The following is a 24005-nucleotide window of genomic DNA, read 5'->3' on the forward strand; positions in this document are numbered from 1 at the left end:
GGGCGCATGAACGATCGCATGGTGTGGATCGACTGCGAGATGACCGGGCTCTCGCTGGCGAATGACGCGCTCATCGAGGTGGCCGCACTGGTCACCGACTCTGAGCTGAACGTACTCGGCGACGGCGTGGACATCGTGATCCGCCCGCCGGCCGAGGCCCTGGAGACCATGCCCGAGGTGGTGCGGCGGATGCACACCGCCTCGGGCCTCCTCGACGAGCTCGCGGGCGGCACGACTCTGGCCGACGCGGAGGAGCAGGTTCTCGCGTACGTGCGTGAGCACGTCAAGGAGCCGGGCAAGGCGCCGCTGTGCGGGAACTCGGTCGGCACCGACCGCGGATTCCTGCTGCGGGACATGCCGACTCTTGAGGACTACCTCCACTACCGGATCGTCGATGTGTCCTCGGTCAAGGAGCTGGCCCGGCGCTGGTACCCGAGGGCGTACTTCAACAGTCCGGACAAGAACGGCAACCACCGCGCCCTCGCCGACATCCGGGACTCCATCGTCGAGCTGCGCTACTACCGCGAGGCGGTCTTCGTCCCGCAGCCCGGCCCCGACTCCGAGACGGCGAAGGCCATCGCGGCCAAGTACGCGCCGCCCTCGGAATAACCCCCGTAAGCCCCTGTGTACGGGGTCCGAACCGCCTCAGGAAAAGGCGTGCGCGAGCACCCCTTCGGACCCTGTACACTTTTTCTCGGCCGGTCGGAAGAACGACAAACGACCGGACATGGTGGGTGTAGCTCAGTTGGTAGAGCACCTGGTTGTGGTCCAGGTGGCCGCGGGTTCAAGTCCCGTCACTCACCCTGAACGACTGAGGGCCCCGGTTCGGAAGAACCGGGGCCCTCAGTCGTTTCCGGGGACAGCCGCTCAGGACGACGCGCGTTCCACCAGTTCGTTCGGCAGCACCAGCTGTCGGCCGTCGAGCGTGCGCGACGCCGCCGGGCGGCGGTCCGCGATCTCGGCGAGCAGCAGGTCGATCATGGCCCGGCCCATCTCCTCTATCGGCTGGCGCACGCTCGTCAGGGGCGGATCCATGTGGCGGGCGATCGCCGAGTCGTCGTAGCCGACCAGGGCCACGTCCTCGGGTATCCGGCGGCCCCTCTCGCGCAGCACCTGCCGGGCCCCGGCCGCCATCACGTCGGAGCCCGCGAACACCGCGTCCAGCTCCGGTGAGCGCTCCAGGAGCTCGGTCATCGCCCGCCGGCCGCCCTCCTCCGTGAAGTCCCCCGGCACGACGAGCCGCTCGTCCACCTCACGGCCCGCCGCCTCCAGGGCCGCGCGATACCCGTCGACGCGGCGCTGGGCCCCGTACACGTCCAGGCGGCCCGCGATCGTGGCGATGACACGGCGGCCGCGCCCCAGGAGATGCTCGACGGCCGCGTAGGCGCCCGCGAAGTTGTCGGAGTCCACCGACGGCAGCGTCTCCCGTGCGGAGCGGCGGCCGCTGATCACGGCGGGGATCTCCAGCTGGCTGAGCAGGTCGGGGAGCGGGTCGTCGGCGTGCACGGAGACCAGGAGGACGCCGTCGACGCGGTGGGCCGCCAGATACTGGGCCAGGCGCTGCCGCTCCCGGTCGTTGCCCGCGAAGATCAGCAGGAGCTGCATCTCGGTCTCGGCGAGCTGGGCGCCGACGCCGCGCAGCATGTCGGAGAAGTACGGCTCGGCGAAGAAGCGGGTCTCCGGCTCGGGCACGACCAGGGCGATCGCGTCCGTGCGGTTGGCCGCGAGGGCGCGGGCCGCCGTGTTCGGTACGTAGCCGAGCTCGGCCACGGCCGCCTCGACCGCGGCGCGGGTCGCGTCGCTGACGCGCGGCGAGCCGTTGATCACCCGGGAGACCGTTCCCCGGCCCACTCCCGCGCGGGCGGCGACCTCTTCCAGGGTCGGCCGGCCCCCACCGCGGTTCCGTGCTCCGTGAGCTGCCATCGTCCGCCTCCCTCGCACTGCCCCCGGCGAGAATCTAACAGCCTGGCCTGCCGCGTCCCCCAGGCCGACGGGCAGGCGACCCCGTAACGGGCCGATAACCGAAGACGCCGATGCCTGCCCGGTCCCTTGACACCCCCGGGGCTAGGCGCGACCCTTCAAGCCATCACTTGTGGGAGCGCTCCCACAGCACCTGTCACCTACACATCCCGCACGTTCCCCGCCCGCGCCGCAGCGTGAACCAACGGGCCCAGCAGAGCAGTTGGCCGGGGGGTCGGCACGTCAGGCAACAGGAGGACGCAATGCGTACGAGTACCCGCCGGCCCGGCCGGCTGGTCGCCCTCACGGCCGTGGCCGCACTGACCGCAGGGCTGCTGGCCGCATGTTCCAGTGACCCGGGCAGCGACGGCGCCGGGGGCGGCAACGGCAAGGTCACCCTCAATGTGGGCACCTTCGGGGTCTTCGGCTTCAAGCAGGCAGGGCTCTACGCCGCGTACGAGAAGTCGCACCCGAACATCCGGATAAAAGAGAACGTCATCGAGCGCAACGACGTCTACTACCCGAAGCTGCTCACCCAGCTCCAGTCCGGCGCCGGCGTCAACGACGTCACCGCGATAGAGGTCAGCAACATCACGGAGGTCGTGCAGACGCAGGCCGCCAAGTTCGAGGACCTCGGCAAGGCCGCGGGCGTCGACAAGTCCCAGTACCTCGACTGGAAGTGGAACCAGGCGACGACCGCGGACGGCAAGACCGTCGCGCTCGGCACCGACATCGGCCCCACCGCGCTCTGCTACCGCAAGGACCTCTTCAAGAAGGCCGGTCTGCCCACCGACCGCGACGAGCTCGCCAAGGCGTGGGCCGGTGACTGGAACAAGTACGTGGCGATGGGCGACCGGTACATGAAGAGGGCGCCCAAGGGCTCGAAGTTCGTGGACTCGGCCTCCAGCGTCTACAACGCGGTGTTCGCGGGCGCGCGCGAGCGTTACTACGACAAGGCCGGCAAGGGCGGCAAGGAGATCTACGAGACGAGCGCGGGCCGCAAGGCCGCGTGGGACACGGCGATGAAGGTCGCGCAGAGCACCATGTCCGCCAAGCTCAAGCAGTTCGACCCGACCTGGGACCAGGGCTTCGCGAACGCCCGGTTCGCCACGGTGGCCTGCCCGGCGTGGATGGCCGGCTACATCCAGGAGAAGGCGGGCGCCTCGGGCAAGGGCGAGTGGGACGTCACGCGCGCGCCCACCGACGGCAACTGGGGCGGCTCCTTCGTCGGCGTGCCGAGCGCCGGCAGGCACAAGAAGGAGGCGACCGACCTCGCCGTCTGGCTGACGCGCCCGGAGCAGCTCGCGAAGGTCTTCGCCAAGCAGGCCAGCTTCCCCTCCACGCCGTCGGTGTACGGCAGCCTGAAGCCGTCGCCCACGACCACGGCCTACTTCAGCGACGCCCCCCTCACCAAGATCTTCGGCGACACGGCGCGGAACATCCCGTCGGCGGTCTACGGCGTCAAGGACGCGCAGATCGGCCAGTCGATCACGGACATCGGCGTGCTCCAGGTGGAGCAGCAGGGCAAGTCTCCGGCCGAGGGCTGGAAGGCCGCGGAGAAGGAGATCAAGGATGTCCTGGGCCAGTGACCCCGATGTCCGAGAGCACTGAGTACGCCGGCACCGCGTCCCCCGCCCCGGGGGACGCGGCCCCGGCCGCGTCCGGCGGGCGGAGCGCGTGGCGCAGCCGCCTGTACCGCTGGGACGTCAAGGCGAGCCCGTACGTCTTCGTGGCGCCGTTCTTCCTCTTCTTCGGCGCCTTCGGGCTCTTCCCGCTGCTCTACACGGGCTGGGCGTCGCTGCACCGTCTTGAGCTGACCGATCTGCACGACAGCGGCTGGCTGGGCCTGGGCAACTACACGAGCCTCCTGAAGAGCGACTACTTCTGGAACGCGCTCGGCAACACCTTCACCATCGGCGTCCTCTCCACTGTCCCCCAGCTCCTTGTCGCCCTGGGCGTCGCGCACCTGCTCAACTACAAGCTGCGCGGCTCGACGATGTGGCGGGTCGCGATGCTGGCCCCGTATGCCACGTCGGTGGCCAGCGCGTCGCTCGTCTTCACGCTGCTCTTCGCGTGGGACGGCGGGATGGTGAACTGGCTGCTGGGCTTCGCCGGCGTAGGGCCCGTCAACTGGCGGGAGTCCGGCTGGGGTTCGCAGTTCGCGGTGTCCTCCATCGTGATCTGGCGGTGGACCGGCTACAACGCGCTGATCTATCTGGCGGCGATGCAGGCCGTGCCGCACGACCTGTACGAGTCGGCGGCGCTCGACGGGGCGAGCCGGTGGCAGCAGTTCCGTCATGTCACCGTGCCCATGCTGCGCCCGACGATCCTGTTCACGGTGGTCGTGTCCACGATCGGCGCGACCCAGCTCTTCGGTGAGCCGCTCCTGTTCGGCGGGACCGCCGGTTCCAAGGGCGGCGCGAGCCACCAGTTCCAGACGCTGGGGCTCTACCTCTACGACCAGGGGTGGATCAACGGACATCTGGGCCGGGCGTCCGCCGTCGCCTGGCTGATGCTGGCGATCCTGCTGGTCGTCGCCGCGCTCAACCTGCTGATCGCCCGACGCCTGAGGAGGTCCGGATGAGGCCCCGCCACCAGTCCCTCACCCTGCGCCCGAAGGCGGGCCGGCACCTGCACGCGGGCCCCGTCACCTACGCGGTGCTCTCACTCTTCACACTGGTCTCGCTGGCGCCGCTGGTCTGGACGGCGATTGCGGCGTCCCGTACGAGCACGCGGCTCGCGCAGACCCCGCCGCCGCTCTGGTTCGGCGGGAACCTGTTCAAGAACCTGGAGCGGGCCTGGACGGAGGCGAGTCTCGGCGACGCGATGTTCAACACGACGATCGTGGCGGGCTCCATCACCGTCGGCACGGTCCTGTTCTCCACGATCGCCGGATTCGCCTTCGCCAAGCTGAGGTTCAGGCTGAGCGGTCTGCTGCTCCTGCTGACGATCGGCACGATGATGGTGCCGCCGCAGCTGAGCGTCGTACCGCTGTACCTGTGGATCGCCGACCTCCAGTGGACGAACCAGCTGCAGTCCGTCGTCCTGCCGACCTTCGTGAGCGCCTTCGGCGTGTTCTTCATGCGGCAGTACCTGGTGCAGGCGCTGCCCACGGAGCTGATCGAGGCGGCACGCGTGGACGGGGCGAGCAGTCTGCGCGTCGTGTGGCATGTGGTGTTCCCCGCGGCCCGGCCGGCGATGGCCGTCCTCGGCCTGCTGACCTTCGTGTTCTCCTGGAACGACTTCCTCTGGCCGATCATCGCCCTGAACCAGTCGAACCCGACCGTGCAGGTGGCGCTCAACTCCCTGGGCACGGGCTACATCCCGGACAAGGCCGTGATCATGGCGGGCGCGCTCCTGGGCACGCTGCCCCTGCTCCTGGCGTTCGTCCTGTTCGGCAGGCAGATCGTGAGCGGCATCATGCAGGGCGCGGTCAAGGGCTGACGTCCCCGGGGCCGGCGACGTCCCGGCCCTGCCTTCACCTGGTCAGTTACCCACCACCACTTGCTCAGTTACCCACCACCACTTCATGGGAGCGCTTCCATGCCTGGGCCCACCACTTTTCCGCACGGCTTCCTCTGGGGCGCGGCGACGTCCGCGTACCAGATCGAGGGGGCGGTACGTGAGGACGGCCGCACGCCGTCCGTCTGGGACACGTTCAGCCATACGCCGGGCCGGACGGCCGGCGGTGACACCGGTGACATCGCCGTGGACCACTACCACCGCTACCGCGAGGACGTGGCCCTGATGAGGGACCTCGGCCTCGGCTCGTACCGCTTCTCTGTGTCGTGGCCGAGGGTGCAGCCCACCGGCCGGGGCCCGGCGGTCCAGCGGGGCCTCGACTTCTACCGGCGTCTGACGGACGAGCTCCTGAGCCGGGGCATCCAGCCCGCCCTGACCCTCTACCACTGGGACCTGCCGCAGGAGCTGGAGGACGCGGGCGGCTGGCCGGAGCGCGACACCGCCCACCGCTTCGCCGAGTACGCGGGCATCGTCGGCGAGGCGCTCGGCGACCGCGTCGACCTGTGGATCACGCTCAACGAGCCCTGGTGCAGCGCGTTTCTCGGCTACGGCTCCGGGGTGCACGCCCCGGGCCGGACCGACCCGGTCGCCGCCCTGCGTGCGGCCCACCACCTCAACCTCGCGCACGGCCTGGCCACGCAGCGGCTGCGCACCGCCCTGCCGGCCCGCGCGCGCGTGGCGGTGAGCCTCAACTCCTCGGTGGTCAGGGCGCTTTCCGCCGACCCGGCCGACGAGGACGCCCGCCGCCGCATCGACCGTCTGGCCAACGGGGTGTTCCACGGTCCGATGCTGCACGGGGCATACCCGGCGGACCTGTTCACGGACACCGCCCGGGTCACCGACTGGTCGTTCGTGCGCGACGGGGACCTGGTCACCGCCCATCAGCCCCTGGACGCCCTGGGCCTGAACTACTACACCCCGTCCCTGGTGTCCTCGGCCCCGGACTCACCGACGACCCGGGCCGACGGTCACGGCGCCGGCGCTCACTCGCCCTGGCCGGGCGCGGACGACGTCGCCTTCGTCCAGTCACCGGGCGAGCGCACCGAGATGGGCTGGAGCGTCGACCCGACAGGCCTGCACGACCTGCTCATGCGCTACACCCGGGAGGCGCCGGGCCTGCCCCTGTACGTCACGGAGAACGGCGCGGCGTACGACGACAAGCCGGACGCGGACGGCCGGGTCCACGACCCGCAGCGCATCGCCTATCTCCACGGCCATCTGTCCGCCGTGCGCCGCGCGATCACGGACGGGGCGGACGTACGCGGCTACTACCTCTGGTCGCTCCTGGACAACTTCGAGTGGGCGTACGGCTACGCGAAGCGGTTCGGGGCGGTGTACGTGGACTACGCGACCCAGGAGCGCACCCCGAAGTCGAGCGCGCGCTGGTACGCGCGGGCGGCCCGCACGAACGCGCTGCCCGCCCGCACGGAGCGCTGATGGCTTACCTGTACGTCTTACTTGAAGGCGGCGAAGGCCTTCTGGAAGGCGTTGGGCGACTGGTCGATCGAGGAGCACGTCGGCTGGGCCGAGTTGGACGCCCCGCCCTCGCACGCCTTGTCGCGGGTGGCGGACCACATCGACAGGCCGCCCAGGCCCTTCTCCTCGGCGAAGGCGACCAGTTGTGCGGCGTCGTCGACCTTGAAGATCTCGGACGAGACGTCGTTGACGCCGATCATCGGGGTGACGGCCACGGCCTGCCAGGCGGCCGCGTCGGAGAGCCCGAGCGCGCTCTTGATCTGCGCCTGTGTGGCGGTCGCGGCCTGCTCGGCGTAGGTGCCCATGTCGCCGCTGTACGAGGCCCCGTAGTCCATCGCCATGATGTTGACGAGGCCGGTCGAGACACCGTTGGACTTGGCGTTCTTCAGGAAGTTCACGCCGTCCCCGGTGAGCCCTTCTGGCATGACCGGGAGCGTGAAGGAGACGTTCAGCTTCGGGTTGTTCTTCTGGAGCGTGGCGATGGCCTGGGCGCGCTTGGTGTTGGCGGCCGTGTCGGGCAGGGCGCCGCCCTCGACGTCGAAGTCGACCTTGGTGAGCCCGAACTGGTCGATGACCTTCTGGTACGCCGCCGCCAGGTCGCCCGCGGACGAACACGCCTGCGCCAGTTCGGTGCCGGAGGCGCCGCCGAAGGAGACCCGGACGTCGCCGCCCGCTGCCCTCAAGTCACCGATCTGCGCGGCGACCTGATCACTGCCGAGGTCGGTGACGCCGCCCCACTTCGGGGTGCAGTCGCCGCCGGAGGTGATGAAGGCGAGGTTGTACTCCTTGACGCCGGTGGCCTTGGAGGAGGCAACCAGGTCGAACTTCGGGTAGAGCGACGTGTCGACGTACGGGGCGAAGCCGGCCGCGGCGGCGGAGCCGGAACCGGTGCCGGACGTCCCGGTGGGCGTGGGGGTGGGCGCGGGCGAGGTGGTGGCGGTGCCGGTCGGCTTCGGTGTCGCGCTGGACGTGGGCGTGGGCGTGGGCTTCGCCGTCTCCGTCGGGCGCCCGCTCGGCTGAGGCGTGGCGCCGTCGTCCACCGAGCACTTGGCGCCGTTGATGAGGCAGTCCGTCGGGTCGGCGTCGCCGTTCACGACGAAGCCGACGGTCACGGACTTCCCGGCGGCGAGGCCCGCGCTGTCCCAGGAGGCGGGCTTCACGGTGACGTGCTGCCCGGACACGGTCGACTCCGCGTTCCACAGCGATCCGAGCCGAGTGCCGGCCGGCAGGTCGAACTCGAGCTTCCAGCCGCTCTGGGGCGTGCCGGTGTCGTTCTTGACGACGTACTGGGCGGTGTACCCGCCCGACCACGCGCTGGTCTTCGTGTACGCGGCGCCGACGCCCGCGGCCTGTGCGGTGCCGGAGAACAGGAGGGCGCCGCCGCCCACGACCGCCGCGGCGACGAGCCCGCCTATCGCCTTGTTCCTGCCGCTGACCCTGCGCCGGTGCGTGCTGCTCATCGCGTGCCTGCCTTAGCTGTACGGGGGTGGGGGTGCGGCAGCACGCTAGCGACCTGGAACCCGGCAAATGGGGTACCAGGGTGGGGCGTTGAGGTTCTTAGGGTGGGCTTAAGGGAGAGATCGGGACCGATTAAAGGTCGAGACCAATCCCGGAACGGAGCCGGTCCGACCGGTTACGCAGAGGCACGCGCCGCCGGGTCCCTCCCCGGTGCCCCCGCCGCCCCTCCACGGGCCCGCGCCCGTCCAGCTGCACCCAGATCCGCACCTCGGTCCCCCCGAGCACCGAGGACCCGATCCGCACGTCGCCGCCCGTCGACTCCGCGAGGCGCCGCACGATGTCGAGCCCGAGCCCGGTGGAGCCGTCGCTGCCCGACCCGCGCCCGCGCGCCATCGCCGCGTCCGGGTCGAGGATGCCCGGGCCCGCGTCGGAGACGAGCACGATCACGGCGTCCTCGCCGCTGTGCACGTCGACGGCGAAGGCCGTGCCCTCCGGGGTGTGCCGGAAGACGTTGCCGAGGAGTGCGTCGAGGGCGGCGGCCAGCTCGCCGCGCGCCACCGGGATGCGTACGGGCCGTTCGACCCCGGCGACGCGCACCTTGCGCCCCTCGTCCTCGGCGAGCGCCGACCAGAAGTCCATGCGCTCGCGGATCACCTCGGCGGCGTCGCACCCGGCGCCGGGCCCGGCGGCGGCGGTCTGCGGCTTGGCGTCGCGGGCGGTGCGGATGATGGTGTCGACCTCGCGCTCCAGCTGCTCGACGGCCGCCCGCGTCTGCTCGGCGGCGGGCCCGTTCCCGAGCGAGGCGGCGTTGAGCCGGAGCACGGTGAGCGGAGTGCGCAGGCGATGCGAGAGATCGGCCGCCAACTCCCTCTCGTTGGCGAGGAGTTGGACGACCTGGTCGGCCATGGAGTTGAACGCGACGGCGGCCAGGCGCAGTTCGGTCGGCCCGTCCTCGGGGACGCGCGCGCCGAGCTTGCCCTCGCCCAGGTCGTGCGCGGCGCCCACCAGGCGCCGGGCGGGCTGCACCATGCGTACGCCGAGCCGGTCGGCGACCGCGACCGAGCCGATGACGAGCGCGATGCCGACGCCCGCGAGGACGAGCCACGCGGTCGTGACGCCGTTGGTGACCTCGGACTCGGGGACGTACACCTCGACGACGGCGATCTTCGCGGTGCTCACGGCGATCGGCTGGAGCCACACCGAGCCGCCCGGTACGTCGAGGGACCGCGCCCGCTGGATGTCCAGCTCGCTCGCGTCGACGCGCTGCTCGCCGAGCCGGATCGCGGGGTGGGCACTGTCGGGCGGGACGTACACGGACATCCGGCCCTCGCCGCCGGTCTGCACGGTGGCGAGGGCGCGGGCGAGCTCGTCCCGGTCGGTGGTGATGGAGAGGGTGGGCCCGAGCGCGGCGGCCGTCCGCTCGGCGTTGGAGAAAGCGCGGTCCCTGGCCATCTCCTTGACGACGAGCCCGAGCGGAACCGCGAAGGCGACGACGACCATGGCGGTGACCGCGAGGCACACCTTGACCAGGGCCCACCTCACGCCGTCCCGCCCTCCGGCTGCGGCGGCTCCAGCTTCACGCCGACTCCGCGCAGGGTGTGCAGATAGCGCGGCCGGGCGGCGGTCTCGCCCAGTTTCCGTCTGAGCCACGACAGATGGACGTCGATGGTCTGATCGTCCCCGTACGACTGCTGCCACACCTCGGCGAGGAGTTCCTTGCGCGGGACGACGACGCCCGGCCGGCCCGCGAGGAAGGCGAGCAGGTCGAACTCGCGCCGGGTCAGGTCGAGCCGCGCGCCGTCCAGCGCGGCCTGGCGGCGCAGCGGGTCGATGGCGAGGCCGCCGACCTGGAGGAGGCGGGAGGGCGGTTCGGCGGCGCCGCTGGCGCGGGACCGGCGCAGCACGGCGGCCATCCGCGCCGCCAGGTGCTCGGGCGAGAACGGCTTGGTGAGGTAGTCGTCGGCCCCGTCGTTGAGCAGCCGTACGATCTCGGTCTCGTCGTCGCGCGCGGTGGCGATGATCACGGGTACGTCGGTGATCCCCCGCAGCATCTTGAGCGCCTCGGAGCCGTCCAGATCGGGCAGGCCGAGGTCGAGGATCACGACGTCGAACCGGAAATGGGCGACCTCGCGCAGCGCCTCCAGGGCCGTGCCGACGCTCCGTACGGTGTGGGAGGCCTCGGTCAGGTGCCGGATGAGGGCCGAGCGCACGAACTGGTCGTCCTCGACCACGAGCACACTTGCCATGGGCGGCACCGTACGCCATACGGGCGACGCCGGTCCTGATTCCGCCCAGGTCCGGTACCGCTTCCGCCCAGGTCCGAGGCTGGTCCGGTCCCTGTGGGACACGGGTGGGGCGGGTGCGGCAGTATGGCCGCGATGCACCGCCTGCGCAGAGGACTCGTTCACACGGCGGCCTGGCTGCTGGCCACCGGCGCGGCCGTCACGCTGTCGTGGTGGGGCGTGCACACGGTGATGGCGGGCACGGCCTACGACCCGCCGCGCGCGGTGCCGGTCGCGGCGGGCGCCGCCGACGCGCGGCCCTCCGCCACGCACCGCCCGTCGCCTTCGCCGTCCCGCACCCGCGAGCCGTCCCACGCGCCGGGCACGGCCACCCCGCCGCCCCCGAGCCGCACGCCGAAGCCGCCCGCGTCACCGTCGCCGTCCGGACCGTCGCCGTCCGGACCGTCGCCGTCCGGCACCGTGAAGGGCTATACGACGGACGGCGGCCGGGCCGTGTTCGACCTGGGCAAGGACTCGGCGACGCTGGTCTCGGCGACGCCGGCCGCGGGCTGGTCGGTGCAGGTGTGGAAGGACTCGACGTGGATCCGCGTCGAGTTCACGGCGGGCACGGACAAGGTGTCGGTGTTCTGCACGTGGCACGACCACGCACCGAGCGTGGAAGTCGCCAGGTACTGACGCCCCGCGGGCTCCTCCGGTGCTACCGGAAGACGGACGGTGGGGGCGCGGGTGAGGCGACCGCGCCCGCGTCGGTGACGGCGGTCGCTCCGCCGGTGAAGTCCGCGAGGGACCTGCCGTGTTCGACGCGGGCGGGGTGCGGGTCGCTCGCCGCGCGCCGGGTCAGTTCGGCGACGGGCAGGGGACGGTCGGAGGCGACGAGCACCGCGTTGCCGAACCGCTTGCCGCGCAGGACGGCCGGGTCGGCGACGAGGGCGAGTTCGGGGAACACGGCGGCGGCGGTGGCGATCTGGCCCCGCAGGTGGGCGAGGGGCGGCCCGTCGGCGAGGTTGGCCACGTACGCCCCGCCGGGCTTGACCACGCGGCGGACCTCGCCCAGGAACTCGGTGCTGGTGAGGTGCGCGGGCGTACGGGCTCCGCTGAACACGTCGGCTATCAGGAGGTCCGCCCACCCGTCGGGAAGTTTCGCCAAGCCGTCGCGGGCGTCGAGGGCGCGGACACGTATGCGGGCACCCGGGTCCAACGGCAGCTCGCGGCGCACCAGTTGGACGAGCGCCTCGTCGCGTTCGATGACCTGCTGGGTGGAGCGGGGGCGGGTCGCGGCGACGTAGCGGGCGAGGGTGAGGGCGCCGCCTCCCAGGTGCACGGCGTGCACGGGGCGGCCCTTGTCCACGGCGAGATCGATGACGTGACCGATCCTGCGCTGGTACTCGAAGTCGAGGTGCCCGGGGTCGTCGAGGTCGACGTGGGACTGCGGGGCGCCGTCCACGAGCAGCGTCCAGCCGCGCGGCCTGTCCCGGTCGGGGATCAGCTCGGCGAGCCCGCCGTCGACGGCCTCGACGACCGCCTCCCGGCCGCCACGTGCCGCCCTGTCCCGCCCGCTCTTCGCCCTTGCCATCCGTCCATTATCGGCGCGGTGGCGCGGCTCGGCGCAGCGGCCGTACGACGAGGGGTCCGGGGGCCCGCCTCAGCGCCGCAGAGTCCCGGCGGACGGCCTCGGCGACGGTACGGCGAAGGGCCCGGTCGGAGGTCTCGGCGGCCGTATGGCGACGGGCCCGGCCGGAGGATTCGGCAGCGCAGGGCCCTTCCGGACGGCTTCGGCGACGTACGGCGAAAGGCCCAGCGGGGAGGCCTCGGCAACGTACAGGGAAAGGCCCGGCGGAGGCTTCAGCGACCGTACGGCGAAAGGCCCGGCGGAGGCTTCAGCGGCAGTTGTCCGCGGCCTCGATCGTGCGGGCCGCCTCGTCGAGCGCCGCCCGCAGGACGGCCGGGTCGGTGACCAGCTCGGCCTCGCCGGGCGGGAGGAGCCAGCCGCCGCCCTCGACCGGGGCGGGCGGCACGGGTCCCGCGCCGGGGCGGCCCGGTGCGGGCGGGGTGTGGGTGCAGGCGCTGCCGGGGACGTCCCAGGCGTCGGCGGTGCCGGGCGGCACGAGGAACCCGAGGGTGTCGCAGTCCCCGTCGTGCAGGACCGGGCCGACGGCCTCGGTGGCGCCCCGGCGCAGGATGTCGACCGCTTCGAGGCCCTGCCGGGCCGGGACGGTCACCACGTCGCAGGAAGCGCCGTCACGGGGCGGCGCGCTGTGATCCTGAGTCGGCCGGTGCCGCGCCGTGGAAAGTGATGCCTCCAACACGTCAGCCCCTCCTCGCTCTCGCGTACGGGTTGCACGAATGGCACGACCGGAACGCGACCGCTCCGGCCCCGCAAGGTTCAACGGCCGTAAGCGTCAACGGCTACGGCGGAACACCGCCGCAAAGGATGGCACTTCATGGCAGATGCTGGGTGAGATATCCGGTTTGTAGCCAAACACTGCGTGTCGGACTCGTTACAGCAGGTACCTTCGTGCCCCGTCGGAACAGGGGTTGCCCTTGGGTCGCATGGCACCCAACTCCCCGGTGATCCGGCACGGTTCGCACGAGAGGGCCCGGTCATGACGCCGTCACCGGTGGCATCGTCAACGCAGTCCCCGCGGCCGAATCTCGCCTTCAGGCGGCTGCGGGGGCAGCGCTCACCGGGCGAGTTCGCGGCCTCGGTACGACGGGCCGCCCGGGAGATCGGCGAGCGGGTCAGCTGCGACGCGCGGTACATCGGGCGGGTGGAGGCAGGCGAGATCCGCTGCCCCAACTACGCGTACGAGCGGGTGTTCCTGCACATGTTCCCGGGCCGCTCGCTCACGGATCTGGGGTTCGCGCCCCGCTCGGCCGTCCGCGGCCGAGCGGCATGTCCCGCGGAGCCCGTACCCCTCGCGCGCACCGAGTTCGAGTTCCCGCACCACGACGAGGAGAGCGACGTGCGGCGTCGCGCATTCATGACGGGAGGGACGGCCACCGTGGCCCTCGCGTCCCTCACACCCTTCGGCCTGGCGTCCGACGGTCCGGCCGGTCACACGTCGGCACATCCGGCGGCGGCCCGCGGCGGGCGCACGGCGCCCGAGGCCGGTGTCGGCGCGGTCGAGGAGGCCATCCGCCGGATCCGGCTGCTCGACGACCGGCACGGCGCCGACGGGCTCTACAAGCGGGCCGCCGCCCCGCTGCGGACCGCGTTCGCCCTGCTCGACGCGGGGACCGCGGCGCCCGGCACGGCCGAGCGGCTCCAGGCCGGGGCCGGTGAACTCGCCATCTCCGTGGGCTGGTTGGCGCACGACTCGGGGCGCTTCGACGACGCGCGCTCGCACTACGCGGAGGCCCTGGCCACCGCGCGCGTGGCGGGCGACCCGGCCCTGGAGGCGCACGCGTTCTGCAACACGGCGTTCCTCGCGCGCGACGCGGGGCGGCCGAGGGAGGCGGTGCGGGCGGCGCAGGCGGCCACGCGGATCGCGGCCCAGCTGGCGTCACCGCGGCTGCTGTCCCTGCTTGCGCTGCGCGAGGCCGGCGGCTGGGCGGGGCTCGGGGACCGTACGGGCTGCGAGCGGGCGCTTGCCCGTGCGCAGGCGCTCTTCGCGCGCGGGGCGTCGGACGGCGACCCGGAGTGGATGAGTTTCTACGGCGAGGCGGAGCTCGAGGGCCTGGAGGCGCAGTGCTACTCGGCGCTCGGCGACTGGGCCCGCGCCGCCCGGCACGCGCGCCGCGCCGCCGCCCTCCAGGACCCGCACTTCACGCGGAACATCGCCCTGTACACGGCGGAACTCGCCGACGACCTGGCACGCGCGGGCCACCCGGACGAGGCCGCGTCGGCGGGGATGCGGGTCCTGCACCTGCTGACGGAGGTGCAGTCGTCCCGCATCCAGTCGATGCTGGCGACCACCGCGCGCGTGCTCCTTCCGCACCGCAGGGCGTCGGGCGTCTCGGCGTTCCTGGAGCAGCACGCCTCCGCCCCACGCGCGTACTGAGATCTCCTGGTCCTCAGTCCTCCTGGCCCGCACTCAGTCCTCCTGGCCCGCCCTCAGTCCTCCTGGTCCTCAGCCCTCCTGGCCCGCCCTCAGTCCTCCTGGCCCGCGAGGTGGCCGAGGTCGTTCCAGGACTCGATCGCGGGTTCCCCGTAGGCCCAGCCGAGGACCGAAAGGGAGGTCGGGTTGAGGCGGATGCGGGCCGCGAAGTCGAGCGGGAGGCCGAGCCAGCGCGCGCCGATGGAGCGCAGGATGTGGCCGTGCGCGAACACGAGGGCGTCCCGGTCCGCCGACCTGGCCCAGGCGACGACCTCGTCGGCCCGCGCGGTCAGCTGCTCCAGGGTCTCCCCCTCGGGCACGCCGTCGCGCCAGATGAACCAGCCGGGGCGCCGCTCCTGGATCTGCGCGGGGGTCAGGCCCTCGTACGCGCCGTAGTCCCACTCCATGAGCGCGTCCCACTCCGTGGCCCGGTCCCCGAAGCCGGTCAGGTCGCAGGTCTCGCGCGCGCGGGAGAGCGGGCTGGTGCGCACCTCCGCGTCGGGGAGCCCGTCGAGCGGGGACCGGTGCAGCCGTTCGCCGAGGAGCTTCGCGCCGCGCCGCCCCTCTTCGAGGAGGGGGATGTCGGTCCTGCCGGTGTGCCGCCCGGACAGTGACCATTCCGTCTGTCCATGCCGGGCCAACAGGATGCGCGGTGCCATGGGGGGGCCTTTCCGAGGGCGGGTGAACGAAGGAGGGCGAACGAGGGCGGGTGAACGAGTACGGGCGAACGACGGCGGGCGAAATGGGACGCCATGTGCCGACAAGTCAGGCCAGGCGTGCCCGCTCGTTCCATCATCGCTCACCCCGCGTTCAGGCAACCCACCGGGCGATCACGGCGTCTTGGTGGATCGGAGAAGCCCCCTTCCCGGCGATCACATACACCGTGAAGTGGGCCACGTGGCCACGGACAGCCGTACGAGGGGTTAAGGGGGAGCGGCGGGATGTCGCAGACCGAGGCACCGCCCACCGCGGCGACAGCGGCGACAGCGGGCGACCGGCTGCGCTGGTGGACCGAGCTCCCACTGATCCTGGTGGTCTACGCCGCCTACTCCATGGGCCGGCTCCTCGTCCGCGGGGACACGGCGAGCGCGGTCGGCCACGGCCTCGCGATACTCCGGGCCGAGAAGGCACTCCATCTCAACCTCGAACACCCGCTGAACCGTCTCTTCACCTCCGAGGCCTGGATCGGCGTCCCCGCCGACTTCTGGTACGCCTCCCTGCACTACCTCGTCACTCCGGGCATCCTGATCTGGCTCTTCCGCAGCCGCGCCGGCCACTTCCGCGCCGCCAGGACCTGGCTGATGACCTCCACCCTGATCGGTCTGATCGGCTTCACGCTGCTGCCGACCTGCCCGCCGCGCCTCCTCGCCCCCGGCCACGGCTTCGTCGACACCATGGCGCAGTACAGCTCGTGGGGCTGGTGGGGTTCGGAGGCCAGCGCGCCGCGCGGCCTCGGCGGCATGACGAACCAGTACGCGGCGATGCCGAGCCTGCACGTCGGCTGGGCGGTGTGGTGCGGGGTCGTGCTGTGGCGCCACGGCCGTACGCCGCTGACCCGGGCGGCCGGGATCGCGTACCCGCTGATCACGACGTTCGTGGTGATGGGGACGGCGAACCACTACCTCTTCGACGCGCTCGCCGGGGCGGCCGTGATCGGCCTCGGATTCGCGGTCAGCCGGCCGGTGCTGCGGGTCGCGGGGATGCTGCGGAACCGGATGCGGGGCGCGTTCGCGCCGGGGTCGCCGGGGTCACATGGGTACGGGCACGCCCCTTCCACCTCCCCTTTCCCGGTGGCGTCTTTCCCGGTGGCGTCCTCGATTGTCAGTGGAGAGTGCCAGACTTCGACGGGTGAGCGAATTCCCCGACAGCGCAAGGCCAGTGCGGCACCGGGCGGCGGCCCCGGAGCCCGTCCCGCGGACGCGGGGGACGGCGCTCCGGCACCAGTTGGCTGAGCTGCGCGGCCCCGACACCCCGCCGCGTCCGCTCGACGCGCGGGCGCTGGCCGCGCTCGCGGCGAACCCGGGGTGCCGGCGGCGCGCGCTGCTCGACGGGGCGGGCGTCGACAAGGCGAAGCTCGCGGACGCGCTCGGCTCCCCGTCCGGGTTCGGCCAGTCGCAGTTCGCGCTGACGCGGGGGAACGCGTTCGAGGCGAAGGTCAAGGCCGACGGGGGCGCGGAGCTGCTGCGGCTCGTGCGCGAGCGCCTCGGCGGCGGCCCGGAGCCGGTGCCGGGCGAGGCGCGAACGCCGGATCTGACGGCGGCCGGGCCCGAGGGCCGCACGGCCCGTACGGCACTGGCGCTGCGCGAGGCGACGGCGGAGGCGGCCGGCGCGGGCGCGTGGACGTTCCTTGAGCACCCGATGCTCGCCCTGGACGTCGCGGGCACCCCGGCGTTCCTCGAACCGGACGCGGTGGTGGTGCACCCCGACGGGACGTGGACGGTCGTCGAGATCAAGTCCTTCCCGATGATCGACGGCAGCGCGGACGCGGCGAAGGTCGGCGCGGCGGCCCGCCAGGCGGCGGTGTATGTGCTCGCGCTCGAACGGGTGGCCGGGCACCTCGACCCGCCGCCGCGCATCGGGCACCGCATCCTGCTCGTCTGCCCCAAGGACTTCAGCAACCTTCCGGCGGCGTCCGCCGTCGACGTACGCAAGCAGGTGTCGGTGACGCGGCGGCAGCTGGACCGGCTCACCCGCATCGAGGACATCGCGGACGCGCTCCCCGAGGGCACGTGCTTCGACGTCACGCACTCCGCGGACGCGCTGACGGAGGCGGTCGAGTCGGTCCCGGCGACGTACGCGCCAGAGTGCCTGGCCGCGTGCGAGCTGGCGTTCCACTGCCGCGACCGGGCCCGCGCGGCCGGGGCGGTGACGTCTCTGGGCCGGGGCCTGCGGGCCGAGTTGGGCGGCCTGACCACGGTCGACGAGGTCCTGGCGGCGGCCCACGGCCACGCCGGGGACCCGCACGACCCGGCGGTCATCGCCCTGCGCAGAGCGGCTCAACTACGGGCGGAGGCACTGGGGTTGCCGGGTCCGGGCCTCGGGCACGTGGCGTCGGCAGAGGAGGCGCCGGCATGTCGCTGATCACCGATCTGGCCCGCCTCGAAGCCGTACAGAGCGGGCGGGCGCAAGCCGTCGCGACGGTCCGGCACCGTCATCTGTCGCAGCGCCCCCTCGTCCTCGTCCCGCTCATCACCGCGGGTGAGGCGGGTGCCCCGCTCGGCGCGCTCGTCGGCACGGAGCGGACCTCGCCCCGGCTCCTGGTCGTGCCCCAGCCCCGCGACCGCGACCTCCGCTTCGCGTTCCTCGCCGAGCTCGCCGGGGTCGTCCTGCCGTACGTGGACGGGTTCGCGTCCGAGGTGGAGACCGCCGAGCGCGCCGAGACGGATCCCGGGACCGGCAAGCGGGTCAAGGTCGAGGTCGAGCTGTGCGCGGACGCGCCGCAGCTGATCGTGCCGAGCCGTTCCGGCATCGAGTTCGTCCGGCTCCTCGGGCGCTCGATGCGCTTCCGCCGTACCGCCGAGCAGGACCCGGAGGCGCCCTATCCCGCGCCGCCGCACGTCCCGCTCCTCGGCCGCTGGCTGACGCACTTCGGGGAGCGGGCCAGGGTGCCCGGCTCGGCGCTCCTGCTCGCCATGACGGACCTGCTGTCCCGGCACTGGGCGACGGGCCAGTCCACCCTGGAGGACCAGCACCTGGGCGCGCTGCTCGCCTGGATCGAGGCCCCGGACGGCACGTCGGGCGCCGAGGCCGCGCTCCGTGCCGAGCTGTCGCGGGACGCGGCCGGCCAGCTCGTCTGCCCGCCCGCAGGACCGGCCACCGACCCCGCCTTCGACAACCAGCTGCTCGCGCCCGCGATCGAGCGCTACGACAAGGCGCGCGCCGCGGTCTCCGCCGCCGAGGACGCCGTCGAGGCGGACATCAGGATGGGTGAGCTCGCGGCGGCCGAGCGCGCGGTCCACGCGCTCGTCGAGAGCCGGACCCGGCCCACCTGGGACGCGGTGTGGCGCGGCCTCGACGCCCTGTGCACGCTCCCCGAGGGGCCGCGCGCCACGGAGCGCTGGACGCGCGACCGCTGGTCGTTCACCGGTCACCGGGACCGCGTCGCCGCGGGCGAGCCCCCGCAGCCGCGCCGCGACGACGCGGTGACGGCGGCCAACAAGCTGGCGACGCGCGAGCGCGAACAGGCCAGGCTGGACGCGCAGGAGGCGCTGGACGACCCACTGGTCATGGCCGGGCGCCGGCTGACCGGTGAGGCGTTCGCGGGCGAGGTGACCGAGTCGGTGCCGGCGTACAACGAGAAGAACCGGCCGCGCCCCCTGATCACCGTCCGCACCGACGACGCCCCGCATCTCGGCGAGCGCACGATGGTGTACCGCTCGCTCGACGGCAAGCCGCAGGCCGCGGAGTTCGTGTCCTACGACGAAGAGGGCGGGGTCGTCCTGCGCGTCCTGGACAAGATGGGCCGGGGCAAGGAACCGGAGCCGGGTTCCGTCCCGGAGAAGGGCGACACGGTCTGTTTCACGCTCTTCGAGCACGAGCAGCGGGGCGGCCCGAAACTCCCGGACCCGGAGGAGACGCCGTGGACGCACGGGGGGCCACCACGGACGGACGAGGCGGGGGCTCCGGTACCGGAGGCGCCGGATGCCATGACCTCGGAGGATCTACTGTGACGGACGTTCAGAACGCGCCCCTCCAGGAGCGCGGGGCTGTGACATCTGCGGCTCCGCCGCGTGGGCGCGACCAGCCGGCGACGGCCCGCAGACTCAGCGCGACGGACGGCGAACCCCCCTCCGTGGCGGCAGCCACCGCCACCGACGCCATCCTCCGCGACACCCTGCGCGGCAGCGCGCGCGGCACCGTGGTCGACTCGCCGCCCGGCGCCGGGAAGTCGACGCTCGTCGTGCGCGCCGCGCTCGAACTGGCGGACGCGGGCCGCCCGTTGATGGTCATCGCGCAGACGAACGCGCAGGTCGACGACCTCGTCCTGCGGCTCGCCGAGAAGAACCCCGAACTGCCGGTCGGTCGTCTGCACAGCAGCGACGCCGACCCGTACGACAAGGCGCTCGACGACCTGGCAAACGTGCGCAAGTCGACCAAGGCCGGCGACCTCGCCCCGCTCCCGGTCGTCATCTCGACCGCCGCGAAGTGGGCGCACGTCAAGGACGTCGACCCCTGGCAGCACGCCATCGTCGACGAGGCGTACCAGATGCGCTCGGACGCGCTGCTCGCCGTGGCGGGCCTGTTCGAGCGAGCCCTGTTCGTGGGCGACCCGGGCCAGCTGGACCCGTTCGCGATCGTCGGGGCCGAGCAGTGGGCGGGCCTGTCGTACGACCCGTCGGCGTCCGCGGTGACGACGCTGCTCGCGCACAACCCCGAGCTGCCGCAGCACCGGCTCCCGGTGTCCTGGCGCCTCCCGGCCTCCGCCGCGCCCCTGGTGTCCGGCGCGTTCTATCCGTACACGCCGTTCCGCAGCGGCACGGACCACGGCGACCGGCGGCTCTCCTTCAAGGCCGCGTCCGACGGCTCGGGCCCGGACCGGGTGATCGACGAGGCGGCGGACGCGGGCTGGGGCCTGCTGGAACTCCCGGCCGGACACACGCCCCGCACGGACCCGGAGGCCGTACGGGCGCTGGCCCTGGTGGTGCGGCGGCTGCTCGACCGCGACGGTGTCACGGTCTCGGAGCGCGGCCCGGAGCCCACGCCCCTCACACCGGACCGGATCGCGGTCGGCACGGCGCATCGCGACCAGGCCGCGGCGGTGCGCGCGGCGCTCGCGGACCTCGGGGTCACGGACGTCACCGTGGACACGGCGAACCGGCTGCAGGGCCGCGAGTTCGACGTCACGGTCGTCCTGCACCCGCTGTCGGGCCGCCCCGACGCGACGGCGTTCCACCTGGAGACGGGCCGCCTGTGCGTCCTGGCGTCCCGCCACCGGCACGCATGCATCGTGGTCTGCCGCGCGGGCGTGAGCGACCTCCTGGACGACCACCCCTCCACGGAACCGGTCCAGCTCGGCGTGACGGTGAAGTTCCCGGACGGCTGGGAGGCGAATCACGCGGTCCTGGCCCGCCTCGCGGAACACCGGGTGACCTGGACGCCTTGAATATCGGGGACACCCTTGCGGGTCCGGCGGACGATCAGCAGCGCCGCCCGATCCGCCGGACGGAGTCCGGCACGCCGCCGGAGGCGGCCAAGGGCTACAGCCCCGGACGGCTGGGAGGCGAATCACGCGGTCCTGGCCCGCCTCGCGGAACACCGGGTGACCTGGACGCCTTGAATATCGGGGGCACCCTTGCGGGTCCGGCGACCTCAGGGGGGAGGGCGGTCTTGCGGGCCCGGGGAGAATGGAAGGTGGTCCCGGCGGCGACGCCGGGCTGCACACCGTACGAGGAGGACACATCATGGCGGAGCCCGAGCGGGCCCCCACCGAGAGGCGGATGCGCCCGGCCCCGCTGCTCTTCGAGCCGGCGGAGGCCGCCGCCGACCCCGAGCACTTCTTCGATCTGGAGTCGATCGAGGACCCGCGCGAGCTGCTCAGCCGCGCCACGGAGCTGACCCACGCGTTCCGTGCCGCGACCGACCGGTCCATGGAGTTCCAGGCCATCGCGGCGGCCCAGCTCGCCGACCCGCGCCGCTTCGACCGCCTGACGGCCGCGGCGATCGCCGAGCAGGCGCAGTGGACCGAGGACTACGCGAAGAAGATGGTCGAGTTCGGCCGCGACCTGATGCGCGGTCCGGCGGAGAACCGCCCGTAAAGATCGAATGGGCAAACGGCATATGCCAGCCGGGCAAGATACTCCACCCCGCCCCTCCCTGTCCCGATTTCTGGCAACCCTGAGAAGCCGGACGCTCACCCCGGGTAGATGTAGGTGCCATGAGCGGCACACACCCCCACAGCGGCACCGGACAGCTGAGCCGGTACGACCGATTCGACATCGCGGGCGCCACCCGGGAGGGCGCCGCGTGGCTGGCGTCGGCGGGCCCGTACCCGCGCAGCACCCTCGCGCTCTGGGAGTCACGGCCCGGCGCCCCGGTGGTGCTGCCGTGCGGCACCACCTTCGACGTGGTGAACGTCCCGTCGATGTTCGGACGCCGGATGTTAGACAGCCTCTGGGAGGACGGGCCCGGCTCGGGCCCGGTCGCCGCGCACCGCGGCCGCATGCTCCTGTTCACGGCCCCCGGCACCGCCCACCGGCTGCCGTCGCTCCTGGAGTGGGAGGAGTGGGGCCCCGCCGTGCCGCCCCTGCTGTGTCACGGCACCGGTGACGCGGTGACCGTCCCGCCCCCGGCCGGCGGCACCGACGAGCCCGCCGGACCGCGCACCGACTCACGCTGGGTGGTCGCCCCCGACACCCGCCACCCGTGGCTGCCGGGGCCCGAGGTCATGCTCTGGGCCTGCGTCCGCGCGGCCCGCGCGAGCGCCAAACCCTCGGTGCGGATATCGATTTTTCCTGGCGCCGATCAGGATGCTAAGGTCTACGACGTCAGCAGGCGCCGCTAGCTCAGTTGGTTAGAGCAGCTGACTCTTAATCAGCGGGTCCGGGGTTCGAGTCCCTGGCGGCGCACAGACAGTGAAAGGCCCTCCGTGGAAGCGGGGGGCCTTTCGCATGCGGCAAGCACACTCGCCGGCACCCCGATGGCGGCCGGGGGTCCGGGGGTCGTCCCCCGGGAGACGCAGCATCAGCGGGTCCGGGGTTCGAGTCCCTGGCGGCGCACAGACAGTGGAAGGCCCTCCGTGGAAGCGGGGGGCCTTTCGCATGCGGCAGACGCACTCCCCCGGCGCCCCGCTCAAGGCCCTGCGCGCGAGCGGGCGGCTTCTTGCGTTCCCGTCGGGGTCAGCCCGTGACGACTTTGATCGTCCAGGAGCCCGATTTCGTGCGGCCCTCGACCTCGACGCGGACGTTCTCGCCGGGCACCGTGAACGTCTCGCCCACCCGTACCGGCGCGTCCGCGAGCGGTGCGTAGACCGAGTCGCCCGCGCACGCCTCCGTATGGGGGTGCGCGTCGAGCACCTGGACCGGGCCGTCGCCGGAGGCGGAATCGCTGCGGACCCGGTAGACGAGCACCCCCTCGGAGCACGTCGCCGCGTCGTTGCCGTCGGCGCCGCGGGCCTCCAGGGCGATCGCGCTGTCACGCCCGGTGCGGACGACGGCGAGCTTCGCGCCGTCCCCCGTACCGAAGGCCGCCCGGGGCGCACCCGGCGTCGCGCCGGCTCGCGCGGGCGCGGTGCTCAGGGGTTCCAGCGTCAGCCGCCGGCTGCCGATACCCGTCACGCATCTGACCTGCCGCCGGCCCAGCCACCCCAGCTTCCACTTGTGCCAGCCGAAGAAGTCCGGCGCGAGCCCGAACTGGCTGCCCATGACGTCCCAGTCGCCGACGTAGGTGTCCCAGTCACCCTTGCCGTCGGCGGGCCGGTGGTACAGGTCCGGCAGGTCGAAGACGTGGCCCGTCTCGTGGGCCAGGACGTTGCGGTCGGGCGGGTGCCGCTCGAAGACGGTGACGACGCGCCGGATGTCCGTGCCGTCGGCCTGCATCGGCTGGTCGAAGTTGACCACCTTCGTCGCGTCCGAGTCGACGCCGGGGGCGTCGGGGTCGGCGACGAAGTACACGATGTCGTACTTGCGGAAGTCGATGTGCGGGTCGGCCGTGGCGAGGGCGTCGCGCAGATAGGCGCTGCGGTGCTCGGTGTCCCAGTCACGCTGTATGGCGTACGAGGTCGAGGCGTGCGGCATGCGGAGCCAGCGGCGCTGCGGGTGCGGGACCAGGTGGAACTTCCCGTAGGAGGCCCGGTCGTAGAACTGGGTGGTGGCGGGGAAGTAGTCCGCGGTGAGTTCGTCGGGGGTGGTGATCGGCCGGGAGTCCGGGAAGGAGAGGAAGACCATCACCGCGTTGAGGGTCCTGAGCGGACGCGAATACGCGCCGTTCCAGGTGTCGAGACCCTCCGAGTGGTGGGCGGACGTGCGCTCCAGCGCGCAGGGGCCCGCATAGGGGGCGGCGACCGCGGGGCCCGCGACCAGGGATGTGGCGGCCAGAGCGGCGAGTGCGGTGAGGGCCGCGCCGGCGGAACGCAGGCGGTCTCTCTCCACTCCCCCGAGTGGCAGCGGACGCGGCAAGTCGACCTCCGGGATGGGTAACGCGGGACACCCAACCCAGAGTGTGGGGATTTGCGGTACTACGCCCTGTTTATCTGACCCGGGCGAGTGAGGCGGCGACACCCCGGTCGGTCACAGAACGTCACTTGCGATCGCGGCGCACCACAAGCGGTGCAAGGCATGAGCAGAAACGATCTGCCGGATGGCCCTGGGTGCCG

The 24005-nt window shown here is 72.7% G+C and carries 21 protein-coding genes and 2 tRNA genes; 15 read left to right on the forward strand and 8 right to left on the reverse strand.

Features of this window, described 5'->3' with window-relative positions; translation table 11 throughout:
- Positions 1 to 6 precede the first annotated feature (6 nt).
- Both orn and EOT10_RS15130 read left to right on the forward strand, forming a co-directional pair.
- On the forward strand, positions 7 to 609 hold the full coding sequence (gene orn / locus EOT10_RS15125) for an oligoribonuclease (RefSeq protein WP_127828714.1): 603 nt from the start codon (positions 7 to 9) through the stop codon (positions 607 to 609).
- A gap of 121 nt (positions 610 to 730) precedes the next feature.
- A tRNA-His gene (locus EOT10_RS15130) sits at positions 731 to 803 on the forward strand.
- A 64-nt stretch (positions 804 to 867) separates the two neighbouring features.
- On the opposite strand, the gene EOT10_RS15135 is transcribed toward EOT10_RS15130, so the two are convergent.
- Positions 868 to 1923, reverse strand: coding sequence for a LacI family DNA-binding transcriptional regulator (locus EOT10_RS15135; RefSeq protein WP_127828715.1), 1056 nt, complete (start codon positions 1921 to 1923; stop codon positions 868 to 870).
- A 299-nt stretch (positions 1924 to 2222) separates the two neighbouring features.
- Between EOT10_RS15135 and EOT10_RS15140 the strand changes: the two genes are divergently transcribed.
- The 4 genes from EOT10_RS15140 (at position 2223) to EOT10_RS15155 (ending at position 6918) form a co-directional block, all read left to right on the forward strand.
- Positions 2223 to 3548, forward strand: a complete 1326-nt coding sequence (locus tag EOT10_RS15140) for an ABC transporter substrate-binding protein (RefSeq protein ID WP_127828716.1) — start codon at positions 2223 to 2225, stop codon at positions 3546 to 3548.
- A gap of 5 nt (positions 3549 to 3553) precedes the next feature.
- The gene (locus EOT10_RS15145) at positions 3554 to 4543 is read left to right on the forward strand and encodes a carbohydrate ABC transporter permease (protein WP_127828717.1); all 990 of its coding nucleotides are present in this window, start codon (positions 3554 to 3556) and stop codon (positions 4541 to 4543) included.
- A complete protein-coding gene (locus EOT10_RS15150) occupies positions 4540 to 5403 on the forward strand; it encodes a carbohydrate ABC transporter permease (RefSeq protein WP_127828718.1) in 864 nt (287 codons plus the stop codon). The genes EOT10_RS15145 and EOT10_RS15150 overlap by 4 nt, the downstream gene beginning before the upstream one ends.
- A 99-nt stretch (positions 5404 to 5502) precedes the next feature.
- Positions 5503 to 6918: a GH1 family beta-glucosidase gene (locus tag EOT10_RS15155; protein WP_127828719.1), complete on the forward strand. Its 1416-nt coding sequence runs from the start codon at positions 5503 to 5505 to the stop codon at positions 6916 to 6918.
- 17 nt (positions 6919 to 6935) lie between these two features.
- Here EOT10_RS15155 and EOT10_RS15160 read toward each other — a convergent pair whose 3' ends face one another.
- From EOT10_RS15160 to EOT10_RS15170, 3 genes are all read right to left on the reverse strand, one after another.
- Positions 6936 to 8417, reverse strand: a complete 1482-nt coding sequence (locus tag EOT10_RS15160; RefSeq protein ID WP_127828720.1) for a glycoside hydrolase family 18 protein — start codon at positions 8415 to 8417, stop codon at positions 6936 to 6938.
- Positions 8418 to 8547: 130 nt separating this feature from the next.
- Complete coding sequence (locus tag EOT10_RS15165; RefSeq protein ID WP_127828721.1) at positions 8548 to 9957, reverse strand: sensor histidine kinase; 1410 nt, start codon at positions 9955 to 9957, stop codon at positions 8548 to 8550.
- Positions 9954 to 10661, reverse strand: coding sequence for a response regulator transcription factor (locus tag EOT10_RS15170; protein WP_189491572.1), 708 nt, complete (start codon positions 10659 to 10661; stop codon positions 9954 to 9956). The genes EOT10_RS15165 and EOT10_RS15170 overlap by 4 nt, the downstream gene beginning before the upstream one ends.
- A 132-nt stretch (positions 10662 to 10793) precedes the next feature.
- Here EOT10_RS15170 and EOT10_RS15175 point away from each other — a divergent pair, with 132 nt between their 5' ends.
- Complete coding sequence (locus EOT10_RS15175) at positions 10794 to 11333, forward strand: hypothetical protein (RefSeq protein WP_431313291.1); 540 nt, start codon at positions 10794 to 10796, stop codon at positions 11331 to 11333.
- A 22-nt stretch (positions 11334 to 11355) separates the two neighbouring features.
- Here the strand turns inward: EOT10_RS15175 and EOT10_RS15180 are convergent, their stop codons facing one another.
- Both EOT10_RS15180 and EOT10_RS15185 read right to left on the reverse strand, forming a co-directional pair.
- Positions 11356 to 12231 (reverse strand): spermidine synthase, encoded by an 876-nt coding sequence (locus EOT10_RS15180; RefSeq protein WP_127828723.1) that lies wholly within the window; start codon positions 12229 to 12231, stop codon positions 11356 to 11358.
- Positions 12232 to 12535: 304 nt separating this feature from the next.
- Positions 12536 to 12964: a hypothetical protein gene (locus EOT10_RS15185; RefSeq protein ID WP_189491574.1), complete on the reverse strand. Its 429-nt coding sequence runs from the start codon at positions 12962 to 12964 to the stop codon at positions 12536 to 12538.
- Between the two features lie 297 nt (positions 12965 to 13261).
- On the opposite strand from EOT10_RS15185, the gene EOT10_RS15190 reads away from it, so the two are divergent.
- Positions 13262 to 14659: an NsdA family TPR-like regulatory protein gene (locus EOT10_RS15190; protein WP_127828724.1), complete on the forward strand. Its 1398-nt coding sequence runs from the start codon at positions 13262 to 13264 to the stop codon at positions 14657 to 14659.
- Between the two features lie 89 nt (positions 14660 to 14748).
- On the opposite strand, the gene EOT10_RS15195 is transcribed toward EOT10_RS15190, so the two are convergent.
- Positions 14749 to 15354: a histidine phosphatase family protein gene (locus EOT10_RS15195; RefSeq protein ID WP_127828725.1), complete on the reverse strand. Its 606-nt coding sequence runs from the start codon at positions 15352 to 15354 to the stop codon at positions 14749 to 14751.
- 282 nt (positions 15355 to 15636) lie between these two features.
- On the opposite strand from EOT10_RS15195, the gene EOT10_RS15200 reads away from it, so the two are divergent.
- The 7 genes from EOT10_RS15200 to EOT10_RS15230 all read left to right on the forward strand — a co-directional run bounded on the left by EOT10_RS15200 (position 15637) and on the right by EOT10_RS15230 (position 22260).
- Positions 15637 to 16647 carry a phosphatase PAP2 family protein gene (locus EOT10_RS15200; RefSeq protein WP_127828726.1) on the forward strand — a complete coding sequence of 337 codons (1011 nt, stop codon included), beginning with the start codon at positions 15637 to 15639 and terminating at the stop codon, positions 16645 to 16647.
- Entirely contained in the window at positions 16574 to 17776 is a 1203-nt protein-coding gene (locus EOT10_RS15205; RefSeq protein ID WP_127828927.1) for a hypothetical protein, read from the forward strand. The genes EOT10_RS15200 and EOT10_RS15205 overlap by 74 nt, the downstream gene beginning before the upstream one ends.
- Entirely contained in the window at positions 17767 to 19365 is a 1599-nt protein-coding gene (locus tag EOT10_RS15210) for a hypothetical protein (RefSeq protein ID WP_127828727.1), read from the forward strand. The genes EOT10_RS15205 and EOT10_RS15210 overlap by 10 nt, the downstream gene beginning before the upstream one ends.
- Positions 19366 to 19487: 122 nt before the next feature.
- Positions 19488 to 20798 carry an AAA family ATPase gene (locus tag EOT10_RS15215; RefSeq protein ID WP_127828928.1) on the forward strand — a complete coding sequence of 437 codons (1311 nt, stop codon included), beginning with the start codon at positions 19488 to 19490 and terminating at the stop codon, positions 20796 to 20798.
- Positions 20799 to 21096: 298 nt separating this feature from the next.
- Positions 21097 to 21450 (forward strand): hypothetical protein, encoded by a 354-nt coding sequence (locus EOT10_RS15220; protein ID WP_127828728.1) that lies wholly within the window; start codon positions 21097 to 21099, stop codon positions 21448 to 21450.
- A 119-nt stretch (positions 21451 to 21569) separates the two neighbouring features.
- Positions 21570 to 22196 carry a bifunctional DNA primase/polymerase gene (locus EOT10_RS15225; RefSeq protein WP_127828729.1) on the forward strand — a complete coding sequence of 209 codons (627 nt, stop codon included), beginning with the start codon at positions 21570 to 21572 and terminating at the stop codon, positions 22194 to 22196.
- Positions 22187 to 22260, forward strand: a tRNA-Lys gene (locus tag EOT10_RS15230). Before EOT10_RS15225 ends, EOT10_RS15230 begins: the two co-directional genes overlap by 10 nt.
- A gap of 270 nt (positions 22261 to 22530) precedes the next feature.
- Here EOT10_RS15230 and EOT10_RS15235 read toward each other — a convergent pair.
- Entirely contained in the window at positions 22531 to 23781 is a 1251-nt protein-coding gene (locus EOT10_RS15235) for a M6 family metalloprotease domain-containing protein (RefSeq protein ID WP_127828730.1), read from the reverse strand.
- Positions 23782 to 24005: the final 224 nt, after the last annotated feature.

It is taken from the genome of Streptomyces antnestii (assembly GCF_004005495.1).
Lineage (GTDB): Bacteria > Actinomycetota > Actinomycetes > Streptomycetales > Streptomycetaceae > Streptomyces > Streptomyces antnestii.

Bases quoted from the DNA above. Each gene is read 5' to 3' on its own strand.
- EOT10_RS15210 (WP_127828727.1), top strand. From the start codon at position 17,767: ATGTCGCTGATCACCGATCTGGCCCGCCTCGAAGCCGTACAGAGCGGG.
- EOT10_RS15135 (WP_127828715.1), bottom strand. From the start codon at position 1,923: ATGGCAGCTCACGGAGCACGGAACCGCGGTGGGGGCCGGCCGACCCTG.
- orn (WP_127828714.1), top strand. From the start codon at position 7: ATGAACGATCGCATGGTGTGGATCGACTGCGAGATGACCGGGCTCTCG.
- EOT10_RS15150 (WP_127828718.1), top strand. From the start codon at position 4,540: ATGAGGCCCCGCCACCAGTCCCTCACCCTGCGCCCGAAGGCGGGCCGG.
- EOT10_RS15180 (WP_127828723.1), bottom strand. From the start codon at position 12,231: ATGGCAAGGGCGAAGAGCGGGCGGGACAGGGCGGCACGTGGCGGCCGG.
- EOT10_RS15220 (WP_127828728.1), top strand. From the start codon at position 21,097: ATGGCGGAGCCCGAGCGGGCCCCCACCGAGAGGCGGATGCGCCCGGCC.
- EOT10_RS15200 (WP_127828726.1), top strand. From the start codon at position 15,637: ATGTCGCAGACCGAGGCACCGCCCACCGCGGCGACAGCGGCGACAGCG.
- EOT10_RS15140 (WP_127828716.1), top strand. From the start codon at position 2,223: ATGCGTACGAGTACCCGCCGGCCCGGCCGGCTGGTCGCCCTCACGGCC.
- EOT10_RS15195 (WP_127828725.1), bottom strand. From the start codon at position 15,354: ATGGCACCGCGCATCCTGTTGGCCCGGCATGGACAGACGGAATGGTCA.
- EOT10_RS15155 (WP_127828719.1), top strand. From the start codon at position 5,503: ATGCCTGGGCCCACCACTTTTCCGCACGGCTTCCTCTGGGGCGCGGCG.
- EOT10_RS15170 (WP_189491572.1), bottom strand. From the start codon at position 10,661: ATGGCAAGTGTGCTCGTGGTCGAGGACGACCAGTTCGTGCGCTCGGCC.
- EOT10_RS15175 (WP_431313291.1), top strand. From the start codon at position 10,794: ATGCACCGCCTGCGCAGAGGACTCGTTCACACGGCGGCCTGGCTGCTG.
- EOT10_RS15190 (WP_127828724.1), top strand. From the start codon at position 13,262: ATGACGCCGTCACCGGTGGCATCGTCAACGCAGTCCCCGCGGCCGAAT.
- EOT10_RS15145 (WP_127828717.1), top strand. From the start codon at position 3,554: ATGTCCGAGAGCACTGAGTACGCCGGCACCGCGTCCCCCGCCCCGGGG.
- EOT10_RS15160 (WP_127828720.1), bottom strand. From the start codon at position 8,417: ATGAGCAGCACGCACCGGCGCAGGGTCAGCGGCAGGAACAAGGCGATA.
- EOT10_RS15225 (WP_127828729.1), top strand. From the start codon at position 21,570: ATGAGCGGCACACACCCCCACAGCGGCACCGGACAGCTGAGCCGGTAC.